The organism is Flavilitoribacter nigricans DSM 23189 = NBRC 102662 (genome assembly GCF_002646595.1).
GTDB classification, from domain to species: domain Bacteria; phylum Bacteroidota; class Bacteroidia; order Chitinophagales; family Saprospiraceae; genus Flavilitoribacter; species Flavilitoribacter nigricans.
In genome coordinates this window covers 63,093-78,085 of sequence record NZ_PDUD01000020.1, presented here as the reverse complement: position 1 = coordinate 78,085, position 14,993 = coordinate 63,093, and the positions used below count along the sequence as shown (strand labels likewise).

General features: G+C 51.5%; 10 protein-coding genes. 3 read left to right on the top strand and 7 right to left on the bottom strand.

The window, feature by feature from the left end:
• Positions 1-21: 21 nt before the first annotated feature.
• The 5 genes from CRP01_RS14460 to purH all read right to left on the bottom strand — a co-directional run bounded on the left by CRP01_RS14460 (position 22) and on the right by purH (position 6,842).
• Positions 22-1,446, bottom strand: coding sequence for a tetratricopeptide repeat protein (locus CRP01_RS14460; RefSeq protein ID WP_099150774.1), 1,425 nt, complete (start codon positions 1,444-1,446; stop codon positions 22-24).
• A 187-nt stretch (positions 1,447-1,633) separates the two neighbouring features.
• Positions 1,634-3,040, bottom strand: a complete 1,407-nt coding sequence (locus CRP01_RS14455; protein ID WP_099150773.1) for a hypothetical protein — start codon at positions 3,038-3,040, stop codon at positions 1,634-1,636.
• Between the two features lie 2 nt (positions 3,041-3,042).
• Entirely contained in the window at positions 3,043-4,362 is a 1,320-nt protein-coding gene (locus tag CRP01_RS14450; protein WP_143473388.1) for a hypothetical protein, read from the bottom strand.
• A gap of 31 nt (positions 4,363-4,393) precedes the next feature.
• On the bottom strand, positions 4,394-5,128 hold the full coding sequence (locus CRP01_RS14445; RefSeq protein ID WP_099150771.1) for a type III pantothenate kinase: 735 nt from the start codon (positions 5,126-5,128) through the stop codon (positions 4,394-4,396).
• 184 nt (positions 5,129-5,312) lie between these two features.
• On the bottom strand, positions 5,313-6,842 hold the full coding sequence (gene purH, locus CRP01_RS14440; protein WP_099150770.1) for a bifunctional phosphoribosylaminoimidazolecarboxamide formyltransferase/IMP cyclohydrolase: 1,530 nt from the start codon (positions 6,840-6,842) through the stop codon (positions 5,313-5,315).
• Between the two features lie 213 nt (positions 6,843-7,055).
• Here purH and CRP01_RS14435 point away from each other — a divergent pair, with 213 nt between their 5' ends.
• Entirely contained in the window at positions 7,056-8,669 is a 1,614-nt protein-coding gene (locus tag CRP01_RS14435; protein ID WP_222845737.1) for a sulfatase-like hydrolase/transferase, read from the top strand.
• 57 nt (positions 8,670-8,726) lie between these two features.
• On the opposite strand, the gene CRP01_RS14430 is transcribed toward CRP01_RS14435, so the two are convergent.
• Positions 8,727-9,248, bottom strand: a complete 522-nt coding sequence (locus CRP01_RS14430) for a DUF2480 family protein (RefSeq protein WP_099150769.1) — start codon at positions 9,246-9,248, stop codon at positions 8,727-8,729.
• Entirely contained in the window at positions 9,245-9,865 is a 621-nt protein-coding gene (gene scpB, locus CRP01_RS14425) for an SMC-Scp complex subunit ScpB (protein ID WP_233752682.1), read from the bottom strand. Before scpB ends, CRP01_RS14430 begins: the two co-directional genes overlap by 4 nt.
• 333 nt (positions 9,866-10,198) lie before the next feature.
• On the opposite strand from scpB, the gene CRP01_RS14420 reads away from it, so the two are divergent.
• Positions 10,199-11,563: a TrpB-like pyridoxal phosphate-dependent enzyme gene (locus tag CRP01_RS14420; protein WP_099150768.1), complete on the top strand. Its 1,365-nt coding sequence runs from the start codon at positions 10,199-10,201 to the stop codon at positions 11,561-11,563.
• Between the two features lie 539 nt (positions 11,564-12,102).
• On the top strand, positions 12,103-14,922 hold the full coding sequence (locus CRP01_RS14415; protein ID WP_099150767.1) for a carboxypeptidase-like regulatory domain-containing protein: 2,820 nt from the start codon (positions 12,103-12,105) through the stop codon (positions 14,920-14,922).
• Positions 14,923-14,993: the final 71 nt, after the last annotated feature.

The following is a 14,993-nucleotide window of genomic DNA, read 5'->3' as shown; positions in this document are numbered from 1 at the left end:
CATTCATCGGCGATCCGATTCTTAATTAGCCGTCCGGATCGTCGTCGTTTCCTGGATCCAGCATCCGACCCGGAAGCTTTGGCCGGCAGCCAGACTACGCTGGAATACATCTTCCTTGGTAGGCATGTATTTGGCGTAACGGCCGATCCATTTATTGGCTTCGGATGATGAGGACGGGTCAATGCGTTTGGCGCGGTTCCAGGCATCCAGTGCGGGCCAGACGACCACCTGGCTTTCCCAACCGGTACCAGGGCCACAGAGCGGACCACTGGAAGCGTATAGCTGTCCGATCAGTATGAAGGGTTCGCCCCAGTTAGAACGCACCTCAGCGGCCTGCAGCGCGTACTGACGCGAGCGGGGGAAATTCCGTTTGTGGGCGTAGTAGATCTTGGCGACGGTCAGCAGCCACTGGGCTTTCTTTTCCGGAGTTTCCGCTTCGTTGGCGGCAGTTTCGAACAGTTCGATGGCCGTATCGTATTCGGCGTTCCGCAGGGCTTCGTAAGCTTTCTCCAGCGGGCCTTCCTCCACGCAGTTCTCATTACCGACGCGGATGAGTTCCTTTAGCTTCTCGCTGGTTTCGTCGCATCCCCCCCATTTCATTCTACTGAAAACGGTCAGGATCACATCGCAGTCCTGTGGGTTCTCCTCAAACTGGGTGTAGTATTTATCGGTATAGTAATCACAATCGTAAAAGCCTTTGACGGTCTCGAAAGCTTCCAGCCGCTCCGGAGCGTAGCTTTCGATGATGGCCCAGCGATCACACATTACGCCTTCGCAATTCTCCACTCCGTTGGCCACCAGCGCTTTGATGCGCTCGGCGTACATCTGGGCTTCGGAGAGCGGGATCTTATCGTCAAAGTACATTTCCACCAGCAGGGAAGTGAAGGGGTTGATCACAAAATCCTGGACATCTTCTCCGTCCGTTTCCAGTGATTCCTTGAACATATTGTACATCTCCAGTTTGGAGGCCCGCCAGCGGTATTTGTAGTAGAGATCGAATGCCTTCCGGCCCACGATATAGCCGCCTTCCGGATAGCATTCCTGGATCTGATCGTAGAGATCGAATATCTTGTCGACATAGGGTTCCCACTGGGTAGTATCGGCGGTCTGGGAAATGAAGCGCTCGTTGAAGCGTATGCCGTCGGCCAGTACGGTATTCCGCTGTCCGTCCGCGGCCGGGGCTACGGCGTACACTTTCTGCCAGAGTGCGTAGGCCTGGTCGTAATCATCTACCCGGAGGAAATCCCGGTACAATACGTAGTTGGTCTCCGCTTCGTCCGGACTGGGCGCATCGGAAAACTTCGGACAGGGGCTCAGGTTCTCATCAACCGGGCTGGGTGCGGCCGGCTTCGGGTCGGTGGTCACCACCGGTTCAGTCGTTTTAGGTGTACAGGCTGCCAGCAGGACCAAAGCGGTCAGAACCATCCAATTTTTTACTCCTTTCATGAAAATTCATTTTTACTTATTCTCCGAAATATACGGGTTTCGTAAGGAATACCCGCCCAATTCAGGCCTTCAGTTGCCGCTTCCGGCTCAGGAAGTGCCAACTGAGCAAAAAAAAGAGTGCAAACCCTTTTGATCAAGGATTTGCACTCTTTATACCTCATTTGAACAGATTCTGTTCGAATTCGGATTACTGATATCTGACTTTCACCTTCTCACCGATACCACAACCGGCGGTTACGGTCTGACCGGCCTGCACCTTCCGCATGAAGCCTTCCTCTTTGGTAGGCAGGGCTCCGCTCAGGTTGGCGATACGCTTGCCGGCATCGTCGGCTACTTCCGAGTCGATGCTTCTGGCGTACTGATATTTATCCAGAGAAGCCAGTACCGCCAGACGCTTGTTCCAGTCGTCACAGCTACCACGGGACATCTTGCTGTAGATATCACCGATCAGGATGTACGGTTTACCCCATCCGGATTTCAGAGACGCAGCTTTGTTTGCGTTCGATCTTCCGGCGCTCAGCTGGTTGAGTTCCCAAACCTGCATGTGGGCGATACTGTACAGTACCTGAGCTTTGGCGTCATCATCTTCAGCGGCTTCCAGGCACTCCTCGTAGCGAGCGATCGCTTCTTTGATCTTACCCTCTTTTTGCAGTTGGGTAGCATCGTAGCAAGGATTGTTCTTCCGGCGCTCTTCTTCCAGACCGGCGTTGATCTCGGTAGCCAGCGTTTCGTATTTGGTTTTGATCATAGCCAGGTCCGGATCATTTTCGTCACAACCCTGAACTTTCAGTTTGTTGTAAACGTATTTGATGATCTCCAGGTCTTCGCTATTCTCGTTGTACTGCGGGATCAATTTCTTCTTGAAGTAAGCGCAATCAAAGATCTCGCCTTCAATTTCGGAAATATGAGACTGCATCCGTTGGAAACCAGCTTCGTGGTATTGTCCGTACTGTTTGTTGTTCTCGATGTTGTGGTTAGCGATGCCTTCCACTTTTTCGAAAGTCTGGATGAAGTCTTCTTTTTCGATCTTACCTGATTTGTACAGGTAGGCCATCAGCATCCCCAGCGGATCGTAAATGATGTATTCCGCATCATTTGCAGCCAGGTCGATGGCTTTTTTAAATGTTTCGTAAGTGGTGGTAGAATACCCGTAAGGCTTCATGTAAAACATATCGAATGCTTTACGGCCAGTCAGGTAGCCTTCGTTCTTATAGCACTCCATCTGCTCGTCGTAGAGGGAAATGATCTTTTCGGCATATTCGTTTTTCTGAGCTTCATCCGTAGCTTTGTTCATCATAGCCCGATAGATCTTACGGCCGTCTACAAAGTGAGATGGGCGCTGACCATCCGCTGCCGGTGCGATGTCGTAGGCAGTTTTCCAGTTATCGAAAGCGATTTTGAAGTTAGCGTCGTCCAGGTCCGTGGCGAGTTGCTCGGCTGTACGATCTTTAACAAAAGGACGATAGACCACGTGTGCGTTTTCGGCCTCTTCCTTACGGTCTGAATCGTTCCAAGTCTTACACTGTGCCCAAGCAGCCGAACTGCTCAGACTAAGCAGCGAAAAAACTATGAGAACATTGCGTAGTAAAGTCATAATTAATTGAATTTGCGTTTGAAAAACCAAGAGTTATCGTTCAGTGTAAATCCAAGAGTCAATTTTGCATAATTTTCCTGCAGGATATCTTTCACCCCGAATTGCCCCAGTTCCAGGGAAATGTCGAAGAAAGACAACTGCTGCCGGGGCATGATGATCGGGAATCCTAACCCAAAGGAAATGCCCGAATGGCTTAATTGTTCACCGCTTACAGACCGGGGGTCCGTACCGGTGAAAAAACCTGCCCGGTAATACATTTTCTTAGAATAACTGTTATAAGAGGTCGCATCCGGCAGATATTCGATACCCACCGCAAAGCGACTGTTATTGCTTAGTGTTTCCGGCTTGGCCGGATTTTCGTATTGACTCCACGATCCGAGGCTGTATTCCAGCCCGATGCGAAGCTTATTGAGCTCCTGATAAGTCAACCCGAGGGTAAACTCAGCGGGGAGGGTCATCTTCTGTTCAAAATCCCTGACGTTGCTGAACGTATCTATAACGGGATTTGGGGAGTAACTCCTTACATTGCTCCGTACATATAAATTACTGGTGTTGGTATTTATTTGTTGGGCTGAATGGCCATAAACACCAAAAATCAGTCGTTTTCCGCTCGGTACCATCGTACCATCGTTGTTTCTTTCCTTGAAATCGTGGGTATACATCAGTCCCAGATTCCAGGTCAGACCACTCACACTCAGCTCATCCAGGAATTCGGTATTGAATGAGTGGGCCAGACTGTCAAATTCCACCCGGCGGTTATTGATGAGCTTCCCGAAATTGTATCCCAGTGTAGCTCCGGCGGAAAATCCTTTGTATTTCAACCCGTTGCCCCACTGCAGTCGGTAGGTACCTCCATCTCCTTTGAGCGTGTTGGTTGCTACCTTGAAGCCATCCTCATCGATGTCGCGTACCGTTACGTCGTAAGCGACCTGGGTGAAGGGCACCAGCGAGAGGCTCATCCCGAAGTCCCAGGGAGACTGGCTTCTGTCCAGTGCTTCGTTTACCCGGTTCTTCAGCGGGAACCCCAGTGCGAGGTAACCGATATTTCCTCCCCAGATGTTGTCCGTGTCATCCCCGCTCTTTAGCTGGGTATATTGTGCGTACGTTCCGATCTCGAAGGCCGTAGAACGCAGATGCGGCAGCGAGGCCGGGTTCATTACGTTCAGGTGAAAGGCGTCGTGGTAGGCGGCGGTAAGCCCCCCCATTCCGCCCGGCGCGGCCATATACTGGCTAAAATAATTTCCCAGTGCTAACCTCGAATAGGGCGAATTTCCCTTCGGACGAATATCTTCATTCTTTGTCTGTGCCCCGAGTGTCCCCACTCCTAAGGTTAATGCAATAAGACAAAATGTTTTAAACCAATTGCTCGGCATTATAGGTTAATATTTTGTTCAGGCCACGTAAGACCAGATCAGGATTCACAAATATCTTGCTTTTCAACACTTTTGCAAAAAATTCGGCATCACCACCCGTTAAAATCACGCGAAGCTCACCAAATTGACTGCTGAACAGGCGGATAAAACCTTCCAGTTCCAGTACGGTCCCCAGCTGCCCACCGTTGCGCATGGCGGTCTCTGTCGACTGCCCGATCGCGTTGTCTATCTCTCCGGATGCCACCAGCGGCAAACGCGCCGTAAACTCGTGCATCGCCCGGAAACGCATCGCCAGACCGGGACTGATATTGCCGCCCCGGTAGGTTCCCTCCGCGTCCAGGAGATCATAAGTAATGCAGGTACCCGCATCGATCACCAGACAGTTTTCCCCAGGGTATAACTGCCAGGCACCGACAATCGCTGCCAGGCGGTCCTTTCCCAGGGTTGTGGGGGTTCCGTAAGCATTTTTAATTGGCAAGGGTGTTTGGTGGTCCAGTTGGAGATAGTAAAAGTGGTTCGCCAATTTCGCCTCCCAGGATGGCTCAATGGGTTTACCCACCGTAGATAAGATGATATTTTTGACCTGATGGTTGGTTGCATGGGAAATAATATCTTCTACCGAATAGCTTGTCCAGAAGGATTGTTCCACCAGCTGGTGGTCTTTGAACAAGCCCAGTTTGGATCGGGTATTTCCTATGTCGATGGTCAAATTCACCTAAAAGTGTTAAAATTTACTAGTTTACTAACTCGAAATCAAGATTTTATCCAGTTTTCTTCAATCCTGAAGTGATTTACTATTCTTTTGACGTAGCATTCCACTCCAGGTAATTTAAGGATCTGTTAAAGTATTTATAAAGGAATGTTTAGGTTTTGCCGCCGGTTACCCGGCAGCATTCCCGCTAATGTTTAAAGTGTCGTACACCCGTCATTACCATGGCCATATCGTGCTCGTCGCAGTAATCGATGCTGGCCTGGTCCTTGATGGATCCTCCCGGCTGGGTAACCGCCACGATCCCCGCTTCGTGTGCGATCTCCACACAGTCCGGGAAAGGGAAAAAGGCGTCGGATGCCATTACCGCTCCCTGCAGATCAAAACCGAAAGCCCCGGCCTTGATGATGGCCTGCTTCAGCGCATCCACCCGGGAAGTCTGGCCGCAGCCCATGCCAAATAGCTGATGGTCCTTAGCCAGTACGATCGTATTGGATTTCAGATGTTTACAAACGATATTGGCAAACAACAGATCGTCGATCTGCTGCTGGGAAGGCGCTTTTTTGGTCACCACTTTCAATTCGTCCCGGTCTTCGATCCGGGTGTCGGTATCCTGCTCGATCACCCCGTTTAGGAGGCTCTTGAAACTGCGCGTCTGTACGGTAAAGTCCTTGATGCGCAGCAGAATACGCTTCTTCTTTTTGGTGAGTAGTTCCAGGGCTTCATCGGTGAATCCCGGTGCGATCAGCACTTCGTAGAAGATCTTGTCGATCTCCTGGGCGGTAGCCAGATCGATGGTGGTATTGGCGATCAGAATACCCCCGAATGCGGAAATATTATCTCCCGCCAACGCCGCCGTCCAGGCCTCGAGAATAGTAGGCCGGGTCGCTACGCCACAGGAATTGGTATGTTTCAGAATGGCGAAAGTAGGTGCGGCATCCTTGAATTCCCGCATCAGGGCTACGGCGGCGTCCACGTCTACGAGATTATTGTAGGACAGTTCCTTGCCACCGATCTTTTCGAACATCACTTCCAGGTCCCCGTAAAAAATGCCTTCCTGGTGGGGGTTTTCCCCGTAGCGCAGAGTCTGGGAATGGAGAATGCTTTTCTTAAAGCTCCGGTCTTCGGTCTGATGTTCGTCGAAGTAGTTGAAGATCGCCGTATCGTAGTGGCTGCTGATCTTGAAGGCGCGACGTGCCAGTTCCTTGCGATCCGCCAGATCCGTTACGCCGTCTTTGGTTTGCAGCATATCCAGGATCATCCCGTATTCGGCCCTGGAGGGCACTACGGCTACATCCCGGTAGTTCTTGGCGGCGGCCCGGATGAGCGAGATCCCGCCGATATCGATCTTTTCGATGATAGCCGACTCTTCCTCCGTATTGGCAACCGTCTCTTCGAAGGGATAGAGATCCACGATCACCAGGTCCAGTTCCGGAATGTCGTAATCCCCCAGCTGAGCCAGGTGGTTTTCTTCCCGGCGCGCCAGGATCCCGCCGAAAACTTTGGGATGGAGGGTCTTTACCCGTCCGTCCAGAATGGATGGATAGGTGGTGAGATCTTCCACGGCTTCTACCTTCACCCCGAGCCCTTCGATAAAGCTCTGGGTCCCCCCGGTGGAATAGATCGTGACGCCAAGTCGGTCAAGTTCTTTGATTATGGGTTCGAGCCCATCTTTATAAAAAACAGAGATCAATGCAGATTGGATACGCTTTGCTGCCATCGTTCAGATTAGTGAAAGGATTCAAAAAAAGATTTGCAAAGGTAAGGAGAAATGTCGAGAGATCACGTCCATTGGTAAAGAATCTACCGGGAGGATCTATTCCGGCAAAGCCCCGCCCGTCCTTATAGTGCCCTGCGATCCGGCCATTTGACCGCTTCGGTATCCGCCATCCGCTCCGGTGCAAAATTGCGATTATCAAAACATTCAAATTAAATGATGAATCCTAAGCATTTATTAGTCCTTATCTGTCTGCTGAGTAGCCTGGTCCTGAATGCACAGCAGGACTACAATATACTCTGGATCACCGTTGAGGATATGAGCCCCCGCCTGGGTTGTTACGGAGATGGCACCGTATCTACCCCTAATATTGACCGACTCGCCCGCGAAGGCATCCGTTACAACCGGGCCTTTGCCACATACGGCGTTTGTGCACCTTCCCGCCACAGCCTCATTATGGGTATGTACCCGAGCAGCACAGGGGCGATGGCCATGCGGACCTGGACGCGTACTTCCGCCATCAAGGATATCACCGACACTGCTCTGCTGAATATACCGGTCTACGAAGCCACCCCGCCCCCCGAAGCTCATTGCTTTACGGAATACCTGCGGGCCGCCGGCTTTTATTGCACCAACAATTCCAAAACCGACTATCAGTTCCGGCCACCGGTAACGGCCTGGGACGAAAGCAGTAACCAGGCCCACTACCGCCACCGGCCCGATGGGAACCAGCGCTTTTTTGCCGTATTCAACAACACCAAGACCCACGAAAGTCAGATCCACAATCCGACCGCTCCGGTGGTCACGGATCCGGCGACGGTAACGGTTCCCCCCTACTACCCCGATACGGAAACCGTACGCCAGGACATTGCCCACCACTACGATAACATCCACGAAATGGATAAATGGGTAGGCAAGATCATGGACGAACTGGAAGCCGACGGACTGCTGGACAAAACCATCATCTTTTTCTTCGGAGATCACGGAGACGGCCTGCCGCGGGCCAAACGCTGGGTGTACGATTCCGGCATCCAGGTACCCCTGATCGTTCGCTGGCCGGACGGACGCCGGGCCGGTACGGTAAACGAGGAGCTGGTCAGTTTTATAGACTTCGCACCCACCGTGCTTTCTCTGGCCGGATTAGCTATACCGGACCATATGGAGGGACAGGCTTTTCTGGGCGACCAAAAGGCGGCCGAACGAAAATATATCTACGCCTTCCGCGACCGGATGGACCCCGCTCCGGAACAGAAACGGGCGGTACGCGATAAGCGCTATAAATACATTCGCAATTACCGGCCCGATCTGCCCTACATCGGGTTCATTCCCTACCGGGACCGCATGCTGATGATGCAGGAGATCATGCGTTTGGATCAGGCCGGTAAACTCGGTCCGGATCAGTGGCAGTTCAGCGCCAAACATAAACCGCTGGAAGAATTGTACGATACCCAGGTCGATCCCTACGAGATCCACAATCTTGCCGCTGATCCGCAGTATTTCGGCAAACTGGCCGAATTGCGGCAGGCCCACGAAGATTTCATCGATCGCTTCGGTGATCTGGGACAATTAACGGAAACCCAATTGATCCGCCACCTCTGGGGGCCGACGGGTGAGCAACCCCTAACCGCCGCTCCCTCCATGAAAAAAGAGCAGGGTAAAATTGTACTTTCCTCAGCTTCTGAAGGAGCCTCCATCGCCTACCGCTGGGCGGGCTCCGAACGCTGGGAACTTTATTACAGGCCGATCCCCGTACGGGCGGGCCAGACCCTGGAAACCCAGGCCATCAGATTGGGATGGAAAAAAAGTGAGGTCCGGACATTTAGCCCGTAAAGAAAAAAAAATGCTGATTTGGGAAGTCTATTATTCGGTTCCCCTTGCGGGAAGGTTCTATTTCTTTTGTTTGTAAATAGGTACTGTGGAGCAGGGCTCTCCGTACATGACGCTTTTCGCTACCGGGACCAGCCGGCGGGTCATTTCCAGATAGGCGCCCGGGGGTACCGGCCGATCGCCACACCCTTTGATCACAATGCGTTTATCCTGGTATTGGCTCCAGTCGATCTTTTCCAGTTGCTGGTAGAGATAGTGATGGGCATAGGCCTGCTCATCACCCTGGAAGATATCCTGCACGTGGGGAGCGGCCTGGGTGGCCACCAGCATATAGGCCCACATGGGAATAATGGCATCGGAAGAACAGTACACCAGTAAGGTCTTGTCCTGATAGGCGGACCAGTCGTGTTCAGCTACGGCCGTACGGAAATCCTTTTCCCGCAGGATCAGTTCCCGGAACAGATAATCTTTCAGGTCAAATACCGCAACATCCGTTTGGGGCAGGTAGTCGGTGAGATCGATGGTGATCAGGCCGCTGGCGGCTACCCGGTTGACTAAAGTGGACTCGTTCTTCGTACTCATTCTTCTTCTCCGCTTGAGGTGGTTTGGTAATCTTCTTCGATGGACGCCTGCTCACCGATCTGATTTTCCGGTTCCTTGAAATCCTTCGGTTTCGGCAGATCATCCAGGCTTTTCAGGCCGAAATAATCCATGAACTTCGGGCTGGTACCGTAGAGCAGGGCCCGGCCCGGACCGTCGCTGCGTCCTGTTATGGAAACAAGTTCCTTTTCCAAAAGTTTTTGGATGGCGTAATCGCAGTTGACCCCGCGGATCTTTTCCAGTTCGCTTTTGCTGACCGGTTGTTTGTAGGCGATGATGGATAGGGTTTCCAGAGCCGAGCGGGACAGGCGTTTTTTGGTAGTCTGCTTCAGGTAGATACCAACGGTGTGGTGGTAAGCCCCTTTGGTGAGGAACTGGTAGCCGCCGGCGATTTCCACGATCTCAAAGGGATAGACCTCCTGTTGGTACTTTTCTTTAATCTCCTCCAGGGTTCTGTCCAGTTCATCCGGATGAAACTGTAAACCGAAACTTTCTTCCAGGCAATCCCGGATCTCCTCCATGCCGATCGGGGATTCGGCGGTGAAGATCAGGCTCTCTATATGTTGGGAAAGGTCTTTCAACAGATTATTTTTTCGCAAAAATAGTTTTTTTATGCTTTCCCGTAAGCCCCGCAGGACATCCTGTTTGCCGAAGCGGTTTAAGTTTTACTTTTTGGTGCTGGAATGTGCGGTCTTTTACCCATGTAAAGTGGGCAAAACATCTGGAGCTGGAGAAGAATAAGCCCAAAACCCTACTCCATCAGGCCCCATCCGGCCGTACCGGGCCAACTCTCCGGGACTACGCCCGGTCCGGCTGAATTGTTTTTTCTTTCTACGAAAAGAGGACGACTGTAAATCCGTGACCTTTTTCCAATTTTTTCTATCTTTTGCACCCAATGAACCAACCTATAAAACACCAACGATTAAGAACTGATGAAGCAACGCAAAATCCTTCTCAACGAAAGTGAGATCCCCGAAAAGTGGTACAATATTGTGCACGACATGCCCAACAAGCCACTTCCGCCCCTGCATCCCGGCACCAAAGAACCCATCGGACCGGAAGCACTGGCCCCCTTATTTCCCATGGAACTGATCAAACAGGAGGTCACTACCGATAAGTGGGTAGAGATCCCCGAAGAAGTACGGGATATTTACAAGATCTGGCGCCCTACGCCCATGTTCCGTGCCTACGGACTGGAAAAGGTGCTGGATACTCCCGCCAAGATCTATTACAAGTACGAAGGCGTTAGTCCTTCGGGTTCCCACAAGCCCAATACCGCCGTAGCCCAGGCGTATTATAATAAGATGGAGGGTGTCAAGCGGATCACCACGGAGACCGGTGCCGGTCAGTGGGGCAGCGCCCTGAGCTTTGCCTGCCAGCACTTCGGTATTGAGTGCGAAGTGTATATGGTGAAGATCAGTTACCACCAGAAACCCTACCGGAAAGTCATGATGAACACCTGGGGTGCCCAGGTCCACGCCTCCCCGACCAATCTCACCGAAGCGGGTAAGAAGATCCTGGCCCAGGATCCGGATTCGCCGGGCAGTCTCGGTATTGCCATCTCCGAGGCGGTGGAGCGCGCCGCTACCGATGAGAACACCAAATACGCACTCGGCAGCGTACTGAACCACGTATTGATGCACCAGACCGTCATCGGGCTGGAAGCCATCAAACAAATGGAAAAGGCGGGTGATCTGCCGGATATCGTCGTAGCGCCTTTTGGTGGCGGATCCAACTTTGCCGGCATCAGTTTTCCCTTCCTGCGGCTCAACCTGGAAGAAGGAAAGAATATTCGTTGCATTGCCAGCGAGCCGGCCTCCTGTCCCAAACTGACCCGCGGTGTTTTCCGCTACGATTTTGGGGATACGGTCGGTATGACGCCGCTGCTGCCCATGTACACGCTCGGTCACAATTTCGTACCAGCCCCGATCCACGCCGGCGGCCTGCGTTACCACGGTGCCGGAGTGGTCGTCAGCCAGCTCCTGAAAGATAAACTGATCGAAGCCATCGCCCACGATCAGCTGGAGTGCTTTGAGGCCGGAGTCGCCTTTGCCCGCGCGGAAGGGATCATTCCCGCGCCCGAGACCAACCACGCGATCGCCACGGCGATCCGGGAAGCGAAGCGCTGTAAGGAAGAAGGAAAATCCGAGACCATCCTGATCCATCTTTGCGGTCACGGTAATTTTGACCTGGCAGCCTACGAAAATTACCTGTCCGGTAATCTGGAAAAACACGAGATCACCTCCGAGGAGATTGAAGCCGCACTGGCCCAGTTGGACACACCGACGATCCCATAGGACCGGGCAGGGTGCCGAATGCCGGGATAACTGAAAGGGCAGCAACTGACGGATGATCCTCATTTTTCAGTTCATCTTCCATCAGATCCCAAATTTCGGCGCCCTGCTTTCAGGCCAATTAACGACCGACACCTTCTCTTCTAGCGTAGTACTACTAATGATCTAATATTCAGACACCTATACTAAGGTGATCCAAACCAACAAAAATTTCGCTAATTAACTATTGTCTTTTCAAATATTCGTATTTCTTTGCAATCGGAATACTTTTTAACTATTGTCTACCGGATTTTTTATATTTTTAAATCTTGAGCCTATCAGCTTAATACCCGCATAATCCCATATTAATTGATGCCCAATCACTTACAGGTTTCCGAAAACTAATCTCTATTACAATTTCAGAATCATCACTATATCCTGAACCATTAGGTCGACAGCTTATTCCCCAAAATTTAACGCCAAAAAAATTGAGCTTAGCGAAAATTCGTTAATTTCGCGAGGCCAAGACCAAATTATTATTTCATTCGACCCTAATAATTGATATGAAATTTTCAAGCCAACGGTATATACTAAATATTATTCTACTCCTCTTTGGTTCAGTTGGTCTGTTCGGCCAAACGACCATCAGCGGAGAGATAAAGGACGGCACGACCAATGAGCCGTTAATCGGTGCCAGTATTTTGGTGAAGGGAACTTCAGAGGGCACGATCACCGACTACGACGGGCGGTTCGAACTCCGCACGGAACAAACCTTTCCAATAACCATCATTATTTCCTACATCGGCTACACCGAAAAAGAACTAGTGGTCAATGATGACTCCCAGATTGAAGCAAGTCTGGAGGAAAGCGCCATTACTACGGAGGTTGTGGAAGTGAAAGGCCAGCGCATTTCCGAAAAACAAAAAGCATCACCCCTCACGGTAGAATCTTTGGACGGACTGGCTATTAAACAAACTGCATCCGACAACTTCTACGATGGTCTGGGCGCGCTCAAAGGGGTGGACATGACGGCCGCCAGTCTCGGTTTCAAAGTGATCAATACCCGCGGCTTCAACAGTACCAGTCCGGTGCGTTCGCTCCAGATCATCGACGGGGTGGATAACCAGGCTCCCGGTCTGAACTTTTCCCTCGGTAACTTTCTGGGGTCTTCCGAACTCGATGTACTCAAGGTAGACCTCATTCAGGGTGCCAGTTCGGCCTTTTACGGACCGAATGCATTCAACGGGGTGATCAGTATCGAGACGAAAAATCCATTCCTGAACCAGGGACTCGCCGCTTCCGTTAAAGCCGGCGACCGGAATTTGCTGGAAGGCGCATTCCGGTTTGCGGATGGCATTCGCAACGGCAACGGAGATGAGTGGCTGGCCTACAAGATCAATTTCTCCGCTCTGCGGGCCGATGACTGGCCGGCGGAAAATTACAATGCCGTAGATGGCACCCGCTCCGTAGTGGGTAATCCCGGGCGCTGGGATGCCGTCAACATTTACGGGGATGAATACTTCTCGCTGAATGATTATTCCGATGAGGACGTTAACCTATCCACCAACCGGGCCGGTCTGGGCCTGTTCCACCGCATCGGTTACCGGGAAACGGATCTGGTAGACTACGATACCCGCAATATCAAAGCCAATGCGGCGATCCATATCCGGACCTCCCCACGGAAGAACTACGAATCTCCGGAGCTGATCTTTTCTTCCAGTTTCGGTACCGGTACCACGGTTTACCAGGGAGACAACCGTTTCAGTCTCCGGGACATCCTCTTCTTCCAGAACCGGATCGAATTCCGGAAGCGGGATAAATTCTTTATTCGCGCCTACGCCACCAATGAGGATGCGGGTAATTCCTACGATCCCTACTTTACAGCGCTGCGCCTGCAGGAACTCGCCAAAACCAATGAACTCTGGGCCCAGGATTATATCCGCTACTGGCAGAGGAACATCTACCCACAAATGGTAGCCAGAGAATACCCTACCCCGACCGTAGTGGACGCCCAACTGGTCTTCGACCAGAATGCCGCCCGGCAGTGGCTGGCCGATAATCAGGATGACCTGACCGCCTGGCACAATGAAACGGCTATAGCTGCGAACGCACGTAATATTCTCAATAATACTTCACAAGACTTTTTTATACCCGGCACCGCACGCTTTCAGTCGGCATTTGACAGCATTACCTCTCTGAAGAACAACGAGGGTGGTACCCGCTTCTTCGACAAATCTTCGCTCTACCACGTGCACGGGGAATACACCTTCAATCCGACCTGGGCCGAGCGTATTGTGGTCGGTGCGAACTACCGCATGTACCGCCCGGTTTCCGAAGGAACGGTGTTTAAGGATACCGCGGGGGTGGAGATCACCAACTCGGAATTTGGCATCTATACGGGTTTTGAAAAGAAATTCACCCGGAAGTGGATCCTGAGCGGGACGGTCCGGATCGATAAGAATCAGAACTTTGATCTACTGGTCACCCCGGCGGCCTCCATAGTCTGGTCACCGGATGTGTACAATTACTTCCGGATATCATTCTCATCGGCCATTCGCAACCCGACCCTGGCGGATCAGTACCTCAACCTCAACGTGGGCCGGGCCATACTGGTCGGTAATCTCGAAGGTTACCAGGACCTGATCACCGTGGAGTCCCTACGGGATTATTTCAGCAGTAACCTTAACCGGGAAAAACTGGTATATTTCGATGTAGACCCGGTTCGACCGGAAAAAGTAAAGACCGTCGAAGCCGGTTACCGCACCACCCTGTTTGAGAAGCTGTACCTCGATCTGGGCTATTACTACAGTTTTTACAACGATTTCATCGGTTACAATATCGGTGTGGACGCTGAGTTCGGGACCTTCGGTATCCCGACGAGCCTGCAGGCTTATCGGGTTGCGGCGAATTCACTGAACGAGGTGACTACCCAGGGCTTTTCGATCGGCGCTAATTATTACTTCGCCAATTACTACATGCTGGCCGGTAACTATTCCTGGAACAAATTAAACAAAGCTTTCCCGGACGATCCGATCATCCCGGCTTTCAATACTCCGGAACACAAATACAATATTTCTATTTCCGGCAGAAACGTACCTTTAAACCTGGGTTTCACCCGGATCAACAATTTCGGGTTCAACCTGAATTACAAATGGATCCAGGGCTTTGTTTTTGAGGGTTCGCCCCAGTTTACCGGCGATATTCCCGATTACAGCCTGCTCGACGGCCAGATCAATGTGACGGTGCCAAAAATTAACACCACTTTCAAGCTGGGAGCATCGAACATTCTCGATAATAAAACCTTCCAAACTTATGGAGGCCCCCGGATCGGTCGCCTGGCCTATTTCTCAATTACTTACAACTTTGAAAAACGGATCAATTGATCCTTTTACATAAATCCGCAAAACTCGAATTAAGGGGGGAACGCCAGGGGGCGTTCCCGTTGCAATTATCA

Bases quoted from the DNA above. Each gene is read 5' to 3' on its own strand.
- CRP01_RS14460 (WP_099150774.1), bottom strand. From the start codon at position 1,446: ATGAAAGGAGTAAAAAATTGGATGGTTCTGACCGCTTTGGTCCTGCTG.
- CRP01_RS14455 (WP_099150773.1), bottom strand. From the start codon at position 3,040: ATGACTTTACTACGCAATGTTCTCATAGTTTTTTCGCTGCTTAGTCTG.
- purH (WP_099150770.1), bottom strand. From the start codon at position 6,842: ATGGCAGCAAAGCGTATCCAATCTGCATTGATCTCTGTTTTTTATAAA.
- CRP01_RS14435 (WP_222845737.1), top strand. From the start codon at position 7,056: ATGATGAATCCTAAGCATTTATTAGTCCTTATCTGTCTGCTGAGTAGC.
- CRP01_RS14430 (WP_099150769.1), bottom strand. From the start codon at position 9,248: ATGAGTACGAAGAACGAGTCCACTTTAGTCAACCGGGTAGCCGCCAGC.
- CRP01_RS14420 (WP_099150768.1), top strand. From the start codon at position 10,199: ATGAAGCAACGCAAAATCCTTCTCAACGAAAGTGAGATCCCCGAAAAG.
- CRP01_RS14415 (WP_099150767.1), top strand. From the start codon at position 12,103: ATGAAATTTTCAAGCCAACGGTATATACTAAATATTATTCTACTCCTC.